General features: G+C 71.1%; 13 protein-coding genes. 4 read left to right on the forward strand and 9 right to left on the reverse strand.

Annotated elements, in window-relative coordinates:
• Positions 1-236: 236 nt before the first annotated feature.
• The 4 genes from ACZ45O_RS07715 to lpdA all read right to left on the reverse strand — a co-directional run bounded on the left by ACZ45O_RS07715 (position 237) and on the right by lpdA (position 5,187).
• A complete protein-coding gene (locus ACZ45O_RS07715) occupies positions 237-1,619 on the reverse strand; it encodes a dihydrolipoamide acetyltransferase family protein (protein WP_464857144.1) in 1,383 nt (460 codons plus the stop codon).
• Between the two features lie 12 nt (positions 1,620-1,631).
• Positions 1,632-2,615, reverse strand: a complete 984-nt coding sequence (locus tag ACZ45O_RS07720; protein WP_464857146.1) for an alpha-ketoacid dehydrogenase subunit beta — start codon at positions 2,613-2,615, stop codon at positions 1,632-1,634.
• Between the two features lie 4 nt (positions 2,616-2,619).
• Positions 2,620-3,624 (reverse strand): thiamine pyrophosphate-dependent dehydrogenase E1 component subunit alpha, encoded by a 1,005-nt coding sequence (locus ACZ45O_RS07725; RefSeq protein ID WP_464857148.1) that lies wholly within the window; start codon positions 3,622-3,624, stop codon positions 2,620-2,622.
• A gap of 147 nt (positions 3,625-3,771) precedes the next feature.
• A complete protein-coding gene (gene lpdA / locus ACZ45O_RS07730) occupies positions 3,772-5,187 on the reverse strand; it encodes a dihydrolipoyl dehydrogenase (protein WP_464857150.1) in 1,416 nt (471 codons plus the stop codon).
• Between the two features lie 335 nt (positions 5,188-5,522).
• Here lpdA and gap point away from each other — a divergent pair, with 335 nt between their 5' ends.
• Positions 5,523-6,560, forward strand: a complete 1,038-nt coding sequence (gene gap, locus ACZ45O_RS07735) for a type I glyceraldehyde-3-phosphate dehydrogenase (RefSeq protein WP_464857152.1) — start codon at positions 5,523-5,525, stop codon at positions 6,558-6,560.
• Positions 6,561-6,614: 54 nt separating this feature from the next.
• On the forward strand, positions 6,615-6,800 hold the full coding sequence (locus ACZ45O_RS07740) for a hypothetical protein (protein WP_464857154.1): 186 nt from the start codon (positions 6,615-6,617) through the stop codon (positions 6,798-6,800).
• A gap of 108 nt (positions 6,801-6,908) precedes the next feature.
• Here ACZ45O_RS07740 and ACZ45O_RS07745 read toward each other — a convergent pair whose 3' ends face one another.
• Both ACZ45O_RS07745 and ACZ45O_RS07750 read right to left on the reverse strand, forming a co-directional pair.
• A complete protein-coding gene (locus ACZ45O_RS07745; RefSeq protein WP_464857156.1) occupies positions 6,909-7,787 on the reverse strand; it encodes a D-2-hydroxyacid dehydrogenase in 879 nt (292 codons plus the stop codon).
• A 44-nt stretch (positions 7,788-7,831) separates the two neighbouring features.
• On the reverse strand, positions 7,832-8,098 hold the full coding sequence (locus ACZ45O_RS07750; RefSeq protein ID WP_464857158.1) for a hypothetical protein: 267 nt from the start codon (positions 8,096-8,098) through the stop codon (positions 7,832-7,834).
• A 91-nt stretch (positions 8,099-8,189) separates the two neighbouring features.
• Here ACZ45O_RS07750 and ACZ45O_RS07755 point away from each other — a divergent pair, with 91 nt between their 5' ends.
• Both ACZ45O_RS07755 and ACZ45O_RS07760 read left to right on the forward strand, forming a co-directional pair.
• On the forward strand, positions 8,190-8,951 hold the full coding sequence (locus tag ACZ45O_RS07755) for a polysaccharide deacetylase family protein (RefSeq protein ID WP_464857160.1): 762 nt from the start codon (positions 8,190-8,192) through the stop codon (positions 8,949-8,951).
• A complete protein-coding gene (locus tag ACZ45O_RS07760) occupies positions 8,911-9,519 on the forward strand; it encodes a YkoP family protein (protein WP_464857162.1) in 609 nt (202 codons plus the stop codon). Before ACZ45O_RS07755 ends, ACZ45O_RS07760 begins: the two co-directional genes overlap by 41 nt.
• Here the strand turns inward: ACZ45O_RS07760 and ACZ45O_RS07765 are convergent.
• From ACZ45O_RS07765 to addB, 3 genes are all read right to left on the reverse strand, one after another.
• Positions 9,449-11,077, reverse strand: a complete 1,629-nt coding sequence (locus ACZ45O_RS07765) for an aspartate:alanine exchanger family transporter (RefSeq protein WP_464857164.1) — start codon at positions 11,075-11,077, stop codon at positions 9,449-9,451. The two genes, ACZ45O_RS07760 and ACZ45O_RS07765, sit on opposite strands and share 71 nt — an antisense overlap.
• A 145-nt stretch (positions 11,078-11,222) precedes the next feature.
• Complete coding sequence (locus tag ACZ45O_RS07770) at positions 11,223-15,272, reverse strand: UvrD-helicase domain-containing protein (RefSeq protein ID WP_464857166.1); 4,050 nt, start codon at positions 15,270-15,272, stop codon at positions 11,223-11,225.
• Complete coding sequence (gene addB, locus ACZ45O_RS07775; protein ID WP_464857168.1) at positions 15,265-18,768, reverse strand: helicase-exonuclease AddAB subunit AddB; 3,504 nt, start codon at positions 18,766-18,768, stop codon at positions 15,265-15,267. Before addB ends, ACZ45O_RS07770 begins: the two co-directional genes overlap by 8 nt.
• Positions 18,769-18,770: the final 2 nt, after the last annotated feature.

Consider the following 18,770-nt stretch of genomic DNA (forward strand, 5'->3'; position numbering starts at 1 on the left):
CGTGGGGCCAAGTTTATATTACCATACCGTTCATGCGAAATTACCTGTCCGGGCGGCCCTTGCGGGCGGCCGCCCCCCCGTCACCGGCCGCTGCAGCCCGGCCCGCTGCTGTGCCGAACAATTTCGTCCGCGAATTATCAGCTTCTCCAAATGGATCTGATTTCCTGCCCCATTGGGGCCGGGCGGCAGCCCAAAAGGAAGGACCCGGGTGGGCCCCCGGGTCCTTCCGCCTTCTCCTAATACAGCTGCACCGTTCCTGGGCCGTACGACTCCAGCCGGCGCTTCACCGCCTGCAGGAACCTGCCGCAGACCAGCCCGTCCAGGATGCGGTGATCCAAGGACAGGCAGATGTTCATCATCGACCGGATGGCGATGGCGTCGTTCTCCAGCACCACCGGCATCTTGGTGATGGCCTCAAACGACAGGATGGCGGCCTGCGGGTAGTTGATAATCGGCGCCGACATGAACGAACCGAAGGCGCCGGTGTTGTTGACCGTGAAGGTGCCGCCGGTCACGTCGTCCAGCGTCAGCTTGCCCGCCCGCGCCCGCTCGGCCAGGTCGGCCACCGCGTGGTTCAGCCCGGCGATGGAGAGCCGGTCGGCGTGCTTGATCACCGGCACGGCCAGGGCGTCTTCTGTCGCCACGGCGATGGAGATATGGATGTCCTGCTTGATGACGATCCGGTCGCCTTCCCACGTGGAGTTGAGGATCGGGTACTCCCGGAGCGACTCGACCACGGCCTTGATGAAGAACGGCATGTACGACAGGGTGCGACCGGTCTTCGCCCGGAACTCGGGCCCCACCTGCTCCCGCAGCTTCACCAGATTGGTGACGTCGACCTGCATCATCGTCCAGGCGTGCGGGGCCTCGTGCTTGGACTGGACCATCTTGGCGGCGATGCGCCGGCGCACCGGGTCGACGGGGATGATCCGGTCGCCGGGCGCGGCGGCGACGCCGCCCGCCGCCGCGGGGGCCGAAGACGGCGCGGGGGCGGCAGCGGGTGCGGGCGCCTCTGCCCCCGCAGGCGCAGTCACCGGCGCAGTCGCAGGCGCGGTCACCGGCGCAGTCGCAGGCGCGGCCGCACCCCGGGCGGCGATGAACGCCTCCACGTCCTTTCGGGTGACCCGCCCGCCGAGGCCGGTGCCCTTGACCTGGCTGAGGTCAATGCCGTGCTCCTGCGCCAGCCGGAGCACCGCCGGGCTGTACCGCCCGGCGCCGGCCTTCGGTGCGGCGGCGGACGGGGCGACCACGGCAGTAGCTGTACCGCCGGCAGACGGCGGCGCACCACCGGGCGTTGCGGCGCCGGCAGATGCTGCGGCCGGTGCCGGATGGGCCCCTGCGGCCGGCGGCGCGGCCGCAGGCGCCTCCCCCGCGCCCTCCCCCGCAACCTCCATCGTCGCGATGCGGGCGCCTACCGGCACGGTGGTCCCCTCCGGCACGTCCAGCGTGAGGATGCGCCCGTCCGCCGGCGCCGGGATCTCCGCGTTCACCTTGTCCGTGATGACCTCGGCGATGGGCTGGTACTTCTTCACGACGTCACCGGGGGCTACCAGCCACCGGTTGATCGTCCCTTCCGTCACCGACTCGCCCAGCTGCGGCATGGTGATTTCCAAGGCCATAACCCCCCTCGCCTAGAACTGCGCCAGCTCACGCATGGCCGCGAGGCACTTCTCCGTCGACAGCATGTAGAACTTCTCCATCGGCCCGGCGTAGGGCATCGCCGGCACGTCGGGGCCGCACAGCCGCTGGATCGGCGCATCCAGGTCGAAGAGGCACTCCTCGGCGATGATGGCCGCGACCTCGGCGCCGACGCCGTGGGTCTTGCCCGCCTCGTGGGCGATCAGCACCTTGCCCGTCTTGCGGGCGGCCGCGACGATGGCCTCCCGGTCCAGCGGCAGCAGGGTGCGCAGGTCGAGCACCAGCGCGGAGTACCCCTCCTGCGCCAGCAGCTCCGCCGCCTCGAGGCAGAAGTGCACGACCTTGCCGTAGGTGATCACCGTGATGTCGGTGCCGTCCCGCTTCACCTCGGCCTTGCCGATGGGGATGACGTAGTCCTCCTCGGGCACCTCGCCCTTCACCGCGCGGTAGAGCCCCTTGTGCTCGAAGAAGAGCACCGGGTCGGGGTCGCGGATGGCGGCGGTGAGCAGCCCCTTCGCGTCGTACGGGGTCGACGGCACGACCACCTTCAGCCCCGCCGTGTTGGTGAAGTACTGCTCGACGGACTGCGAGTGGTAGAGCCCGCCGTGCACGCCGCCGCCGAAGGGGGCGCGGATCACCATCGGCACCGTCCAGGCGCCGTTGGAGCGGTAGCGCATCTTGGCCGCCTCAGACACGATCTGGTTCATGGCCGGGAAGATGAAGTCCGCGAACTGGATCTCGCAGACGGGCTTGGTGCCGTAGAGCGCCGCGCCGATGCCCACGCCGACGATGGCCGACTCGGTGAGCGGCGAGTCCTGCACCCGCTGCGGGCCGAACTCGTCGTACAGCCCCAGCGTCGCCCCGAAGACGCCGCCCTTCCGGCCAACGTCCTCCCCCACGATCCAGACGTCGGGATCGCGCCGCATCTCCGACCGCAGCGTCTCGCGCACGGCCTCCACCAGGTTCATCACCGCCATAGGCTCACCCCTCCTCGTACACGTGGCGCAGGGCCTCTTCCGGCGCTGCGTAGGGCTGGGCCTCGGCCCAGTCGGTGGCATCGTCCACCACCGCCGTCACCTTCCGCTCCAGCTCCTGGTGGCCCGCCTCGTCCAGCAGGCCGTGGTCCATCAGATACTGGCGCGCCTTCAGGATGGGGTCGCGGGCCTGAACGGCCGCGATCTCCTCGGGGTCCCGGTAGCGCCGCTGATCGTCGTCGGACGAGTGCGACGTGATGCGGATGCACTTGGCCTCGATCAGGGTCGGCCCCTCGCCCCTGCGGGCCCGCTCGTGCGCCGCCTTGACCACCTCGTAGACCGCCAGCACGTCCGTGCCGTCCACCTCGATGCCGGGCATGCCGTACCCCTGCCCCCTGGCGGCCACCGACCCGCCTGCCACCTGCTGGTCGAGCGGCACCGAGATGGCGTACTCGTTGTTCTGCACCATGAAGATCACCGGCAGCTTGTGCAGCCCCGCCCAGTTCAGGGCCTCGTGGAAGTCGCCCTGGTTGGAGGAGCCCTCGCCGCAGGCCGTGTAGACCACCACGTCGTCGCCCCGCATGCGGGCCGCCTGCGCGATCCCCACCGCGTGCAGGAGCTGCGTCGTCACCGGGCTGGAGCCCGAGACGATGTTCAGCGGCCGGTTGCCCCAGTGCGACGGCATCTGCTTGCCGCCTGAGGCCGGGTCGGCCCCCCGGGCGAAGGCGCTCAGCATCACCTCACGGGGCGTCACCCCCACCACCAGATTGACGCCCAGATCGCGGTAGTACGGCGTAAACCAGTCCTGCCGCTTGCGGAAGGCGTAGGCCGCACCTACCTGCGCAGCCTCCTGCCCCTGCGGCGAGATGACGAACGGGATCTTGCCCCCCCGCTGGAGCAGCCAGAGCCGCTCATCCAGCCGGCGGGTAAGCAGCATGTAGTAGTACATCTCGCGCATCTGGTCCGCCGTCAGGCCCAGGGCCTCGTGCCGGGCCACAGTCGCCTCCGTCATCGCTCTCCCCCTCCCGTATGCGTCCTCGCTGCCCTGCAGCGAAACCGCCTGCACGAGCCGGCGGCCGCTCCCCCGCCTCTGCGGGCGCGTGCCGCCCGGTCCGGACGCCGCCGACCGCCGGCAGGCCGGGCTTCTGCAGGGAATCGCCTACATGTGAATCGCGCGCCCCTCCACCGCCAGGGCCGCCTCCCCGAAGATCTCGGAGAGGGTCGGGTGCGGGCGGATCACCTGGCCCAGCTCCCACGCCGAGGCGTTGAGCGTCAGGGCCAGCCCGGCCTCGGAGATGAGGTTGGTGGCGTCCGGCCCGATCAGGTGCACCCCCAGCACGTCGCCGGTGGCGCCGTCGGCGACGATCTTGGCGAAGCCGTCCAGCGAGCCGTGCACCAGCGCCTTGCCGATCCCCCGCCAGGGGAAGGTGCCCACCCGCACCTCCCGGCCCTGCTCCCGGGCCTGGGCCTCGGTAAGCCCCACAGACGCCACTTCCGGCCGTGTGTAGACGCACCGCGGCACCCGCGCCGGGTCGAAGGGCTCGGGGTTCAGCCCGGCGATGTGCTCCATCGCAATGATGCCCTGGTGGGACGCGACGTGGGCCAGCCCCCCGCCGGCCACGTCGCCGATGGCGTAGATCGCCGGGTCGCCGGTCCGGCCGAAGCCGTCCACCTGGATGAAGCCGCCCGGACCGTAGGTCACGCGCTCCCGGTTCTCCAGCCCGAAGCCCTGCGTCACCGGTTCGCGCCCCACCGCGATCAGGAGCGCCTCGGCCTCGAACGCGCGGGTCTCGTCGCCCACCCGGGCCTGAAGCGTCACGCGCCCGTCCGCCACCTGCACCGACTCAGGCAGCACGGCGGCGCCGGTCACGATCTGTACCTTCCTGCGGCTCATCAGCTTATGCAGCTCGGCCGCCACGGCCTCATCCTCCGTGGGCAGGATGCGGTCCAGGAACTCGAGCACGGTCACCTTCACGCCGAAATCCGCGTAGAGGCTCGCCCACTCCATGCCGATCACGCCGGCGCCGATGATGATCACCGACGCGGGCAGATCCGGCCGGGCCAGGGCCTCGTCGGACGTCATCACGTGGGTGCCGTCCACGGGAATGCCCATGGTCTTCGGCCGGGAGCCGGTGGCGACGATGATCTTGTTGAACTCCAGGAGCTCCTGCTGGTCGCCGACCATCACGGAGACCAGTCCGTTGGGCGAGAAGATGGACGGCGGCACCAGGGCGCCCCGGCCCGGGAAGACTGCGACGCCGTTCTTCTTCAGCAGCCCCTGGATGCCCTTATGCAGGTTGTTCACGATCTTGTCCTTGCGCGACCGGACCGCGGTGAAGTCGAGGCCGGCGCCCTCGGCCAGCACGCCGAACTCCCGGGACTGGCGCAGGGTGTGCAGCAGCTCCGCGCTGCGCAGGTAGGCCTTCGTGGGAATGCAGCCCCTGTGCAGGCAGGTGCCGCCAACTTTCTCCTGCTCCACCAGGGCGACCCTGAGCCCCAGCTGGGCGCCGCGGATCGCCGCGACGTACCCGCCGGGCCCGCCGCCGATGACGGCGACATCGAAGGAGTGACTCATGGCAGATCGCGCCCCCTTTCGCGGCCGCACGGGCCCGATGCCCGCGCGTACCGAGGTACCAGACAGGTGATGCAACTTTCGTGCCAGTGTCATGGCACCTTTGGCGCAGCCGCCAATCCGCGGTCTCTGCAGGGCGTTGCAGACCGTGCAAGTGGTTGCAGGCACTCTGGTGCAGGTGCCGAAGCCGGAGACCCGCCGCCGCACTTCCTATAGAGGGACTCGATAACCCGCATCGGGATGATCGATTAGCATGATCACAATTGGCGTGCTATGGTGAAATCGATGGCACTTATGGACTACGGGGCCCCGAGCCCCGCGGCAGGAGGTTTGATGAAGTGAAGGCGAACGTGGCGATCAACGGCTTCGGACGCATTGGCCGCATGGTCTGCCGCAGAGTTCTCACCCATCCTGACCTCAACCTGGTCGCCGTCAATGCGTCGTATCCGGCCGAGACCCTTGCCCACCTGCTGAAGTACGACACCGTACACGGCCGGCTGGATGCAGAGGTGCTCGCGGGCGACGGCGAGATCCTGGTGAACGGTCGCGCCATCCGCCTGGTTTCCGAGCGGGATGCATCCAAGCTTCCCTGGCGGGAGCTGGACATCGACATCGTCATCGAGGCGACGGGCAAGCACAAGGAGCGGGAACGCGCCGCACTTCACCTGGCATCCGGCGCGCGGAAGGTCATCATCACCACGGCCACCAAGGACCCCGACGTCACGGTGGTGATGGGCGTCAACCAGGGCGACTACCGCCCCGACAGGCACCACGTCATCGCCGCCGCCTCCTGCACCACCAACTGCCTGGCGCCGGTCGCCAAGGTGCTGCACGAGGCCTTCGGCATCCGCACCGGGCTCATGACCACCGTCCACGCCTACACCAACGACCAGAACATGCTGGATAACCCCCACCGCGACCTCCGGCGGGCCCGGGCGGCCACCGCCTCGATCATCCCCACCACCACCGGCGCCGCCCGCGCCGTGGCCCAGGTGCTGCCCGAGCTGAAGGGCCGCCTGAACGGCTTCGCCCTGCGGGTGCCCACGCCCGACGTCTCCGTGGTCGACCTGGTGGCCCAGCTGGAGCGGCCGACCACCCGCGACGAGATCAACCAGGTCTTCCGCGACGCGGCCGCCGGGCCCCTGAAGGGCATCCTCGCGTACAGCGAGGCGCCGCTGGTCTCCGCCGACTTCATCGGCGATTCCCACTCGGCCATCGTCGACGGCTCGCTGACCATGGTCGGGCCCGACAATCTGGCCAAGGTCATGGCCTGGTACGACAACGAGTGGGGCTATTCGTGCCGGGTCGTGGACCTCGCCGCCCTGGTGGCGCGGGAGCTGACCGCGGCGCCGCCCCTGACGGGCGCGGCGGATTAACCGGCTGTCCGGCCCCGGAAAATCGCGCAGACTACCCCGCAGGAGGTGATCTGCGTGGGCCAGGGGCAGCCGCCGCGGGGCCGCACGGGCGAGAAGGTCATCGAGTCGGGCACCTACCAGTGCGAGGACCAGACCCGCTGGACGTACTTGGCGGGCGACCGGTTCCGGGAGTGCCCGTCCACCGGCAAGTCCACCGTCTGGGAGAAGACCGCCGAACCCGACCATGCGGACAGCCGCTGAAGAACCCAGGACGCGACAGAAGGCGGCCGTGCGTGAGCCAACAGGCTCCGCACGGCCGCCGTGTTTCGTTTGACCGCAACCGCTGACCGGACGCGGCCGCCGACGGCGCTAGTAACCCCGCTCCCGGTCCACCGCGCCGCGCAGCGGCTCGCCCTGCTCGAACCGCCGCAGATTCTCCGCGAAGTACGCCGCCACCTCCTCGGGCCGGCTCGGGCCGCTCAGGTGCGGCGTGACGGTGATGCCCGGCTCCGTCCAGAATGGGTGGTCCGCCGGCAGCGGCTCGACGGCGAAGACGTCCAGCACCGCCCGGATGCGGCCGCCGCGCACCGCCCGCAGAATGGCGCCCTCGTCGATCGTGGCGCCCCGGCCCACGTTGATGAGCAGCGCACCCGGCTTCATCGCCTCGGGGTCGATGAGCCCCCGGGTCTCCGGCGTGTCCGGCAGGGTGCTGACCAGGTAGTCCACCCCGGCGGTGAAGACATCGGCCTCGGCGGGGGTGAACATGCGGTCCACGTGCGCCCTCGGCCCCGGCGTGCGCGCCAGGCCCCAGACCTCCATCCCGAAGGCCCGGCCCCGGGCCGCCACCGCCCCGCCGATGGACCCGACTCCGGCAACGCCCAGCCGCTTGCCCCAGAGGGTCTCCGCCGTGAAGGGCTCCCAGCGGCGGGCCGCCTGGGCGGCGTAGAGCCGCGGCAGCTGCTGGGCGTGGGCCAGCATGTGGGCGAAGGCGTATTCGCTCATGGCCGCGCCGAAGAGCCCCTCCACCCGGGTGACCAGCACCCCTTCCGGCACCGGCGCCGCGACCAGGTCCTCCACCCCCGCGCCCATCGCCTGGATCCAGCGGAGGCGGCGGGCCCGGGGCAGCAGGTCCGGGGGAAACCGCCAGCTGAAGAGAATGTCGGCCTCCCCGATGGCGCGGGCGGCCTCTTCCCTTGTGTTGCAAGGAATCAGCGTGTAATCGGCCGAATTGGGGATCAGGCGCTTCAACAGGTCTGCATACGTAGCGGCACGCGTTGCTTCGTAGATTAGAATCACCCTGGCGATACCGATCCCTCCTTCTCAGTTTCCCGGCGGGTCTGCGCCACAACCTTCCGGCGCATCCGGTCCGAGGCGACGCCAATGCCCGCGCCCAGGGCGAGCACACACGCCACCGTGATCGCGATGTACCGCCCTCCCGGGTTCCAGGCGAACATCGCCGCAGGGCTCTGCCCCCTCAGCAGCTCGATGCCCATGAAAACCAGGGCCAGCAGGACCCAGCCAGCCAACGTGATCAGGAAGCCAAGCAGTCCCCCACGCACAGGTCATCCCCCCTGCTGGCTGAAAATTCGCCGGACGCCGGACCCTCTCCTGTTCCGTTCACGGTGAGATTCCAGGCAAGGGGGAACGCGCATGTCGGATCCGCTCACCCTGCTGCTCCTGACCCTCTTCGGTTACGCCGGACTGCCCACACTGCTGGCGCGGACGGGGTTCAGCCGTGTGCTGAAACGGCTGCCCGCCGCCCTGCCGCAGGTCGCGCTCACCTTCGATGACGGGCCCGACCCGGTCTGGACCCCGCGGATACTGGAGATCCTGGACCGCTTCGGCGTCCCGGCGACGTTCTTCATGCTGGGCAGCCGCGCCGAGGCGCACCCCGACCTGGTGCGGCAGGTGGCCGACGCCGGCCACGAGGTGGGGGTGCACGGGTACCGGCACCGGGTGCCCGCCCTCCAGGGCCTGCGGGCCACCCTCACCGACGTGGGGGCGACCGTCCGGATCCTGACCGATATCCTCCAGCGGCGGCCCCGTTACTACCGGCCGCCCTGGGGCATCTTCAACCTGTGGACCGGGCTCGCGGCCCGGCGCCACAACCTCATCCCCGTGGTCTGGTCTCTCTACGTGGCCGAATGGTCCCGGTCCACCACGGCGAACTCCATCTACGTGGACGCCATGCAGAGCGCCGGACCGGGCACCGTGCTCCTGCTGCACGACGCCGCGGGGCCGGGCTCACGGCCCGACGCGCCGGCGGTGGTGGCGCAGGCCCTGCCCCGGCTCATCACGGGGCTGCGGCGCAAGGGGCTCTCGCTGGTCAGTCTCTCAGAATTGCTCGCGCCGGCGGGAAGGGGGCTGTCGCATGCGCCGCCTGGTCAGAACGTGGGATCGCATCGTCCGTAGGTTTCTCGGCATCCGCCCCGCCCGCCCGGAGGGCGTTCTCGGCTACGCCCTGCGCCGCTACCGCGGGCGGGGCATCGTCGCGCAGGATGGCGCGGCCCTGCGCCCCGGCGACCTGGTGCTGGAGCTGCACCTGGACAGCCGGCGCCTCGCCGAGACGACGGCGGGCGCCAGCCCGCACCGGCGGATCCTCTGGCTCCGGCGGGCGCTGCTGGCCGACCTGCGCGCGCTCGCCCGGGCGGCGGAATCGGATCCCGCCCTGGCGAAAGCCGCCGGCCTCTGGGGGCTGACCGTGCTGCACCGCGGGCTCGACGCCCTGGGCTTCGCGGTGTCCGCGCCCGCCTCCGGCCCCTTCGGCCGGCTCGCCACCTGGTACATGCGCCGGCTGCTGGCCGCGTACCATCCCGACGGCGCCGGCCGCCTGCAGCAGCGCGACGAGGCGCTGGTCGCCCGCGAGATCTTCCTGCCCATGGCCCGGCTGCGGGCCATGGCGCGGCCCGCTAGGTCAGCAGAGCCAGCAGAACCGGGGGCAGAACGATCTTCACCACCATCGCCACCGGATACACCGTAGCGTACCCTACGGTGGGCAGGTCGTTCCCGGCCTGGTCCAGGGCAAACCCCAGGGTGGCCGACTGGGTCTGCATGCCCGCCACCATGCCGGTCAGCAGCCCCATGGGGATGCGCAGCCACCGGTAGCCCACGTAGAGCATCGCCCAGGCCACCAGCACGATGACCGCCAGGCTGGCCCCCAGGATCGCCCACCCGCGCACCTGGGTGAGCATCTGGGCGAACTCGTAGCCGGACCGCGTGCCCACGGCGGCCAGGAAGATGGTCAGCCCCAGCTGCCGGAGCAGCAGGTTCGCGCTGTACGGCAGCACCCACACCAGGGGGCCGGTCCGCTGCCGCGCACCCAGGAACAGGGCGACGATCAAGGGCCCTCCGGCCAGCCCCAGCCGCACGGTGATGCCCCCGGGCAGCGGGATGGGCACGAGGCCGAGCCCGATGCCCAGGGCCATGCCGAACCCGAGGACGGCGATGTCGATCTCGGAGATGGCCCGGTACGAGTCGCCCAGGTACTCGGCCACCTCCTGCTGGCGCTCACGGCGGGACAGCACCCGCACGCGGTCGCCCAGCTCCAGCGGCATGTCGGCATAGGGCAAGAGCTGCAGGTCGCCGCGCCAGACCCGCGACACCACCGCCCCGAAGCGGTTGGGCAGGTTGAGCTCTCGGAGGGTGCGCCCGGCGACGTCGGGGTTGGAGACGAAGACCTCCCGCATGTCCACCTCGGAGCGGTCGAGGTCGGCCTGAATTTCGCTGACGGGGCCGATCACCTCCACGGCCCGCTTCAGCTGTTCTTCCGTGCCGACGGTGGTGACCAGGTCGCCCTCCTCCAGGTGGCTCTCCCAGCTCACGACCTCGGCGTGTTCGCCCCGCCGGATCCGGCCGAACACCACGTCCAGCTTGTGCTCGGCCACCAGGTCGGCGATCGTCCGCTGAACCGCCTCGGGCCGTTCCACCCGCAGCGTCCAGCAGGTGATGTCCGGCGACACGCCCGGAACGTCCTTCAGTGTGCGGGCCTCCGCCTGATAGTCGATGCGGAAGAACCGCTCGGCCAGGTAGATGGCCAGGATGACCCCGAGAACGCTCGCCGGGTAGGCGATGGAATAGCCCACCACCGGATCGGCCACCTGCCCTGCCGCCCCGGTCCGCGCCAGATACTCCACCGCAGCCGCCAGGGCCGGCGTGGTGGTGAGCACGCCGGCAAAGACGCCGGCCGTCTCGGCGGGCCGCATGTGCAGCAGGTAGTGCGGAATGAGCAGCAGGAGCGCAGCCAGCAGGATCGCGCCCACCGACAGCAGGTTGTAACCTATGCCCTTCCCCCGCAGCGAACGGATGAAACCGGGGCCGCTGCTGAGACCGACGCAGTAGACAAACAGGGCCAGTCCGAACTCGTAGACGATCTCCGGCAGCTTCAGGTCGGGGTCGAGCGCGCCGAAAAAGAGCCCGACGAACAGGACCGCGGCCACGCCCAGGTGCACCCCGCCGATGCGGACGCGCCCCAGCGGATAGCCGATCCCGGCGACGATGAAGAGCAACAGTAGCGGATTCTCTTGCAGAATACTCAGCATTGCGAATGGAGCCTCCAGGGGAATCATGATTACTTCGGGTTGCGAACCACTAACTTAGACACCGGCTCCCCCTTCTTCCTGCTCCATCCACGTCAGCAAACCCGGTCGGGTGTGCCCACGCCTCACTGAAGCCAGGGGGGCGATCTTACATGAGAACAGACTGCCGGCTCGCCAGGAAGTGCAGGTAGGCCTCCTTCACCGGCCGGCCGAGTATCTCCTCGACCGCCTGCCGGTAGAAGCGGATCTGGGTCACGTAGCGCCGGGCCGCCTGCTCGGGGTCGCGCCGGTCGGTCTTGTAGTCCACCAGCACGTACCCGTCCTCCTCCGCCAGCAGCAGGTCGATCATCCCCTGCACGATGACCACGTCGTCCGCGGCGACCTCCGGCGGCAGGTCGTTGTAGACCTCCCTGGCCGGCACGGCCAGGGTGAAGGCCAGTTCCCGGCTGATCCGGCCCGGCGCCTGCAGGATGCGCCTGCCCAGAGGCGACGCGAAGAAGTCCGCGATGGCCTCCACGTCCACGACGTCCGCCTGCTGCCGGGTTAGCAGATCCCGGGCCTCCATCTCTGCCACCTGCTGCCGCACGCCTTCCGCATCCAGCGGGCGGGAGAGATCGAGGTGCTGCATGACCAGGTGGGCCACGGTGCCCCGCTCCGCGGGCGAGAGCGTCCGCCGGTCCTCCTGCAGGAACCGGGGGCGGCTCGTGAAGCCGGTGGCCGGCGCCTCCTGCCCAGCTGGGGCGCCTCCCTCGTCCTGGGGCACAAGCTGCTCCCCGGGCGCCTCGGCGTCCGGATCGAAGTAGCCCTTCAGTTCGGTGACCGACAGCTTGCCGAACCGGCGCACCACCGGCTCGAACGGGTAGCGCCAGCCGAAGCGGCCGCGCAGGGCATCGCCCAGAGCCTCGTCCAGGGGCCGGTCCAGCGGTTCCGCGGCCCCGATGCGCGCCCAGTCCAGGGCCGGCGGCGCCTCCTCCCCCGCAGGCTGCAGCAGCTGCTGGAGCGACCCCTGGTCCCAGATCGTGACCGCCCAGCGGGAGGCATCGCCTGCGATCTCGGGGTTCAGGCCGGCCGCGCCGGTCCCGGCGGCATCGCCGGCGAGATCCCTGAGCGGTTCGCCGCCCGCGTGGCGCATGACGGCCGGGCCGATCCAGTCCAGATACCCCTCCGCTGAGAGGAGGAGCGATTCGGGCAGGGGCCAGCCCGGCGCCGCGGTCCCCCGGGCCCAGCGCGCACAGCGGGCCCGCAGACTGTCGACGCTGCCGACGAGCACGAGGCGCTCCCGCGCCCGGGTGAGGGCCACGTAAAGCACGCGCAACTCCTCCGCCAGGTTGGCGAGGCGGGTGGCCTCCCGCACCGCGTGGTAGGCCAGCGTCGGGTACTTCAGCCGCGTGTCCGGATCCACCACCTGGGGGCCGAACCCCAGCCCCCGCTCCAGCAGCAGGTCGCCCCGCAGGTCCTGGTCGGAGAACCTGCTGCCCAGCCCGGCCACGAAGACCACCGGGAACTCCAGCCCCTTGCTCTTGTGAATCGACATGATCCGCACGACGTCCTCGCCCTCGCCGAGCGCGGGGGCGGTGCCCATGTCGGCCTTCTCCGCCTGGAGCCGCTCGATGAAGCGCAGGAACCGGAACAGCCCCTGGCGGGCGAACTGGTCGAACTCCCGGGCCCGCTCGTACAGGACCAGGAGGTTCGCCTGCCGCTGCGCCCCGCCGGGCATGCCGCTCACGTAGTGCAGATAGCCGGTCTCCTGGAAGATCTGCCAGACGACCTGGCTGAGGGGCCGCCGGCGGGCCAGGGTGCGCCAGCGGTCCAGGGCCGCGAGGAACCCCGCCAGCACGCGTTCCAGCCCCGACGCAGTCTGACCGGCCGCGCCCGGGTCGGCCAGGGTCGCTTCCGCGGTGGCTGCAGCCTCGCGCCATTCTCCGCCCGCCACCGAGGTCGCCGCCGCGGGTTCCAACTCCGCCGCCGAACCCGGTGCCGATGCCGGGGCCGCAGCAGGCGGCCACTCCGGTGCCGCCGCCGCCACGAGGGCGTCGTAGAACGACCCCCTGGGCGCCGCCAGACGGATGCGCGCCAGATCTGCAGCCGACAGGCCGACGATGGGGGAGTGCAGCACAGCCGCCAGCGGGATGTCCTGCCGGGGGTTGTCGAGGATCTGCAGCAGGCTGAGGAAGACCTGCACCTCGGTGGCCTGGAAGTAGCCGGTGGCCATCTGGCCGTAGGCGGGAATGCCGGCCTGGCTGAGCACCTCGATCACCGTGTTGACCCGGCCGGTCGTCGCCCGGAGCAGGATGACGATGTCCCGGTACCGCAGGGGCCGGTACGTCTTCAGCTTCCGGTCCCACACCTGCACCGGCGGCTCGCCGTCGGTGCCGTCCACCATCGCCCGGATGCGGGAGGCGATGAACCGGGCCTCCCGCTCCATCGCCGTCAGGTCGGCGAGCTCGGCCGCGGCAGCCGCGGCCGGGTCGCCGGACGTGCCGTCATCATCCGCCCCGGCGCCGGCAGGGAACGCCTCACCGTCGCCAGCCGGGGCGTCCTCCTCCCCTCCGGCCAGCGCTTCGCCATCCAGCAGGTGCAGCTCCACGGGCGGCTCCGCAGCCTCCCCGGACTCGCCGCCGGGCAGTGGCGGGTAGCCGGCCCGGTAAACGAGCTCGGCGTCCTTGTCGTAGTCGAGTTCGCCGGCCTCAGCGGTCATGATCTGCCGGAAGATGAAGTTGACGGCATCCACCACGCCCTCCCGGCTGCGGAAGTTCGCGCCCAGCACGATGCGGGCGCCGGCCCCGCCGGGATCGGGCGCTCCGCACCAGGGCCTGTACGCGGCGTACTTGGCCAGGAACAGGCCGGGGTCGGCGTGGCGGAACCGGTAAATGGACTGCTTCACGTCGCCCACCATGAACCGGTTGGGCGGCCCCTCCTCCCCGCCGCGGGCGACCAGGGTCAGAATGGCGTCCTGAACCCCGTTGATGTCCTGGTACTCGTCCACCAGGATCTCCCGGTAGCGCAGCCGCAGATCCCGGGCGACGTCGGAGGGGACCAGCCGCCCGGGGGTGGATGCGGGATCCCGGAGGAGCTGCAGCGCGAACCGCTCCAGGTCGTTGAAGTCGATGGCGGACTGGGCGGCCTTCGCCTCCCGGAAGGCCTCGCCGAACTCCCGCACCACCTCGCCCAGCGTGCGCAGGTGCGGCGCGACGGCCCGCAGGTCGTCCAGCCACTGGTCGGCCGTCCGGCAGAACCAGCGGTCCTGCACGGTGCGCACCGCTTTCTTCGCCTGGTCCCGCAGCTTGGAGACCGCCTTCTTCAGCTCCTCGTCCACCTCGCCCCGCTTCGTCCCGGGCAGCCGTTCGAAGGCGATGGCCTCTACCGCCCGGGCCAGCTCCTGGTAGGAAGCGGTCTGCGCGCCCGCGGCGGCGGCCCGGATCGCCTGCTCCTCGGCGGCCAGCACATCGGCGTACGCGGCGGGGCCGCCGGGGCGGCCGGCCAGCTGCCGGGCGGCGGCCAGCGCGTCGGCCGCCAGCTCCAGCTCCAGCCGAATCCGCCGCTGCAGCGGCGGCCACCAGGGCAGGTCCTCAATGGCCGCGCCCGGCGGCACGTCAAACCGCGCGAGGCTCTCCGCGAGCCATTCCTCGGGCCAGGGCAGGGCCTGCATGTGGTCGTAGATGGCCAGAACCAGCTTCCGCAGCCCCTCGTCGTCCCGGCCGCCCCCGTAGCGGTCCACCAGCGCGTGGAACGGTCCGTCCTCCTCCTCATCGAAGCGGCGGGCGAACAGCTCGTCCAGCACCTCGTGGCGCAGCAGAAGGGCCTCGTGCTCCCCCATCACGGTGACCGCCGGATCGAGCCCCAGGCGGTAGAAGTACTGGCGGACGAGGCTCAGGCAGAAGCTGTGCAGGGTGCTGATGGCCGCGCGCCCCAGCAGCGCCAACTGCCGCTGGAGCCGCTCGTTCTCGGGATCCCTGGCCAGGGCTTCCTGAAGCGCGGCGCCGATGCGGTCCCGCATCTCCGTGGCTGCCGCCTCCGTGAAGGTGACCACCAGCAGCTCGTCCACGTCGAGGGGGTCGCGCTCGTCCACCAGCCGCCGGATGATCCGCTCCACGAGGACGGCGGTCTTGCCGGAGCCGGCCGCCGCCGCCACCAGGACGTCGGTCCCGCGGGCCGCGATCGCCTGCTCCTGCTCCGGGGTCCAGCGCACCTCAGACATCGCCCTCACCTCCCGAGGCCGCCACCCGCTGCCAGACGGCGGGGGCGTCCATCTTCTCCAGCCGCCGGTACTCCTGCGCCTCAACGGCCGGATCGAACTGGCAGACCGGGTGGAACGGGCAGTACGCGCAGGCGGTCTGCTGGCCCAGCCGGAACGGGGCCACCCTGGCCTCCCCCTGCAGGATCTGCTCGCCGCACGCCCGCACGACCTGCTTCAGGTGGGCGAAGAGCAGGCCGAACTGGTCCTGGCTGGCCACCGGCGAGTTCTTGCGCACACTGCCGTCCTTGTTCAGCTTCGCCGGGATGAGCCCCAGCCCCGCGACGTCCATCGCCCGGATGACGTCCGGGCTGTCGCTCACCAGCCCCCGGGCCTGGAACCGCTTGCGCCTGAGCCGGCGCACCTCATCCGGCGGAATCGGGGCCGGGACCCGCTCCAGCGGGTCGTACACCGGGAAGTAGAGCGCGCCGGCGGGGACCCGCGTCCCGGGCAGCAGGGGCTCACCGCCCTCCACCACCGCCAGGAGGTAGAGCAGGAGCTGCAGGGCCAGGCCGTGGTAGAACTCGCCCAGCCTGAGGTCGTGCCTGCTCGACTTGTAGTCAATGACCCGCACGTACCAGCGGCCGTCGGGGGCCTGCAGCGCGTCCACCCGGTCGATGCGGCCGCGCAGCAGCACCCGTTCTCCGCCCGGCAGGTCGACGGCCACCGGCGGCAGGCCGTCGGTCCCCTCGCCGAAGGGAACCTCCACGGCCACCGGGCGGAACTCCCCGTGAATCACGTGCTCGCCCAGGTAGGCCAGCGACGAGTGCAGCGTCCGGCGGATCACCCTGAGCAGGTAGCGGTGCTGGGGGCTGGAGAGCAGGATCTCGCCGGAGAGGCGCGGCGCCAGCCGGTCGATGATGCCGCTCATCCGCTGCAGCGCCTCATCTGGGGTCAGTGTGTCCCACTGCAGCCCTTCCGCTTCCAGTTCCCGCACGAACAGCGAGAGCGCCGCGTGGTAGAAGAGGCCGAACTCCGGCGCGCTGACGGTGAACTCCGCACGCTCCTGCAGCCGCAGGGCGTAGCCGGCGAAGTGGCGGAACGGGCACGCCAGGAACGACTCCAGGCGGCTCACGCTGGTGACCAGCCGGTCGCCGTACAGGAGCCGGGCCAGGTCAGGCCCCAGCGGCGCCCCGCGGCGGCGGAGCCACTCCTCGTAGCCCACGGCGGCCAGGATGGAGGCGCAGTCCTCCTGGAGTTCCGGGTCGCTGACGATCCACTGGTAGAGGTCGAGCCAGTAAGGCTCGACGGCATAGCCCGACCGCGCCTGCCGCAGGGCCCTGGCCACGAGGGCCGCAAGCTGCCGCGGGGTCGTCACCAGTTCGACCGCGGCCTCCGCGTCCGGCGCCGCCGGCACGGCCGGGAGGGGCCTCAGGTCGGGGAACAGCCGGCGCAGGCGGCTGATCACCGGCGAAGGGGCCGTCGCCCGGCCGTCCTCATCCGCCAGGGGGTGGCTGATCCACAGGTAGTCGGACCCGCGGGTCAGCGCGACGTAGGTGAGGAACTGCTCCTGGAAGAGCCGTTCCAGGCTGGTGGGCCCCACGTCGAGCCCGTCCCGCTTCAGCTGCTCCCGCTCGCGGTCGGTGAAGATGGCGTCCTCCGCCGGCTGGGGCGGGAAGTCCTTCTCGGTGGCGCCCAGGATCAGGGTGGCCCGCACGCCGGCGTGGCGGCTGCGTTCCACCGTGCCGACGATCACCTGGTCCAGGCCCGGGGGGATCAGGCCCAGCTTCAGGCCGTCCAGCCCCGCGCTCAGCACCTGCAGGTAGACCTTCGGACTCAGCACCTGGTCGCCCAGCCCCTCCACGATCTGGTCGAACAGCTCCAGCACCCGGGTCCAGACCTGCTCGTGCTCCCGGGCGGTCTCCAGGTCCCCGCGCGCTTCGGCCTCGGCCTTCCACGCCTCCAGCTGGCGGGCAACCTTCAGGTCCGCCAGGAGCTGGAAGAGGAAGGTGGTGAGCTCGCGCACGGTGGGCCCGGGCCGGCCCCGGCGCTCGATGCGGCGCTGGAAGGCCAGCAGCGGGGCCGTGACCCGGCTGCGGATGCGGTGGATCTCCTCCAGCAGGGCCTTCTGGCCCGGGCCGGCGACGACGGTCTCCTCCTCCAGCGTGTACCGGCGCAGGTACTGCCAGGGATCGGGCTGCTGCCAGGCGCGGCCGCGGATCCCGTGTTCGATCACATAGTTCTCCAGCAGGTCGATCTCGGCGCGGGCGGCGCCGGCCAGGTCGGTCTTCAGGTACCGGAAGACGGGGCCGTACGCCCAGTCCTGCAGCACCACCTCCAGGGCAGACCTGAGCAGCTCGACCAGCGGATGGTGCGCCACGGTGCGCCGCCGGTCGATGAACGCCGGGATGCCGTGCTCGGCGAAGATGGTGGCCGCGAGGTCGCCGTAGCCGTCCAGGTTGCGTGCGATGACGGCGATCTCCCGGTAGCGGAGCCCCTCCTCCCGGACGAGCCGCAGGATCTCCCGGGCCGCCGCCGCCACCTCCTCCCGGCGGTTCTGCGCCTCCACCAGGCGGATGCGGGCAGGGGCGCCCTGCCAGGCCTCAGCCGACCGCCGGAACAGGTACTTCTCGACGTGGGCCAGTTCCGGGGCGTGCCGGAACCGGGGCGCTTCGGTCAGCAGAAGGGGCGGATCCACGGTGACGCCGCTCTCTTCCGCAAGCTGCACCAGCTGGTCGTACGTCGTCAGCACCGGGTGGAACAGATCCGCCGGGGAGTGATGCCCCCCGGCTTTGTACAGCTGCCCGGGCGCGATGCAGAGGGTGATGTGGACCTGCCGGGCCGAGCGCATGACAGCGCCGAGCACCGCCAGCTCCTGGGGCGTGAAGCCGTTGAAGCCGTCGACCCAGACCTCGGCTTCCTCCAGGAGCCGGCTCTCCTCAAGCCGCGCCGCGAGGACGGTCAGGTAATCGTCGGGATCCGTGAACTTGCCCTGAATGTATGTCTGCAGCTCGCCCATCACCAGCGCGAGGTCGTGCAGCTTCGCCCCCAGCGCGGTCTCGCCCAGCCCCTCGGCCTGCAGCTGGTCCAGCTGCCGCCGCAGGCTCTCCGGCCCCTGCCGGAAGCTGCGCAGCTCCCGGATGGAGCCGGCCACCCGCTCGATGAAGCCGGGCTTGTCCGCCACCTGGTGGAAGAGGCGGAGTTCTTTCCGGTTCTCCTCCAGCAGTGCGCGCAGCACCATCTGCTTGCCCAGGTCGCTGAGCGGCGGCAGGCTGAGGCCGCCGACCTTCAGGGAGACGCGCCAGGCCAGCCGCTGGAACGAGAGCACCTGCGCCCGCATGATGCCGCGCAGCCGTCCGCTGCCCAGCAGGGCCTGTTCCACCTGGAACGTGGCCTGCTCGGGCACCAGCAGGATCAGCGGCGGGCCTGACGGGGCTGCCTGCGCCGCCTCCGCGAGCTCGTCGAGGCAGCGCTGACTCTTGCCCGAGCCGGCACTGCCGATGATGAAGCGCACGCCCATGG

It is taken from the genome of Symbiobacterium turbinis, assembly GCF_055383075.1.

Excerpts from the sequence above, each read along its gene's own strand:
- ACZ45O_RS07715 (WP_464857144.1), bottom strand. The coding sequence starts at position 1,619 with ATGGCCTTGGAAATCACCATGCCGCAGCTGGGCGAGTCGGTGACGGAA.
- ACZ45O_RS07720 (WP_464857146.1), bottom strand. The coding sequence starts at position 2,615 with ATGGCGGTGATGAACCTGGTGGAGGCCGTGCGCGAGACGCTGCGGTCG.
- ACZ45O_RS07725 (WP_464857148.1), bottom strand. The coding sequence starts at position 3,624 with ATGACGGAGGCGACTGTGGCCCGGCACGAGGCCCTGGGCCTGACGGCG.
- lpdA (WP_464857150.1), bottom strand. The coding sequence starts at position 5,187 with ATGAGTCACTCCTTCGATGTCGCCGTCATCGGCGGCGGGCCCGGCGGG.
- ACZ45O_RS07755 (WP_464857160.1), top strand. The coding sequence starts at position 8,190 with ATGTCGGATCCGCTCACCCTGCTGCTCCTGACCCTCTTCGGTTACGCC.
- ACZ45O_RS07760 (WP_464857162.1), top strand. The coding sequence starts at position 8,911 with ATGCGCCGCCTGGTCAGAACGTGGGATCGCATCGTCCGTAGGTTTCTC.
- ACZ45O_RS07765 (WP_464857164.1), bottom strand. The coding sequence starts at position 11,077 with ATGCTGAGTATTCTGCAAGAGAATCCGCTACTGTTGCTCTTCATCGTC.
- ACZ45O_RS07770 (WP_464857166.1), bottom strand. The coding sequence starts at position 15,272 with ATGTCTGAGGTGCGCTGGACCCCGGAGCAGGAGCAGGCGATCGCGGCC.
- addB (WP_464857168.1), bottom strand. The coding sequence starts at position 18,768 with ATGGGCGTGCGCTTCATCATCGGCAGTGCCGGCTCGGGCAAGAGTCAG.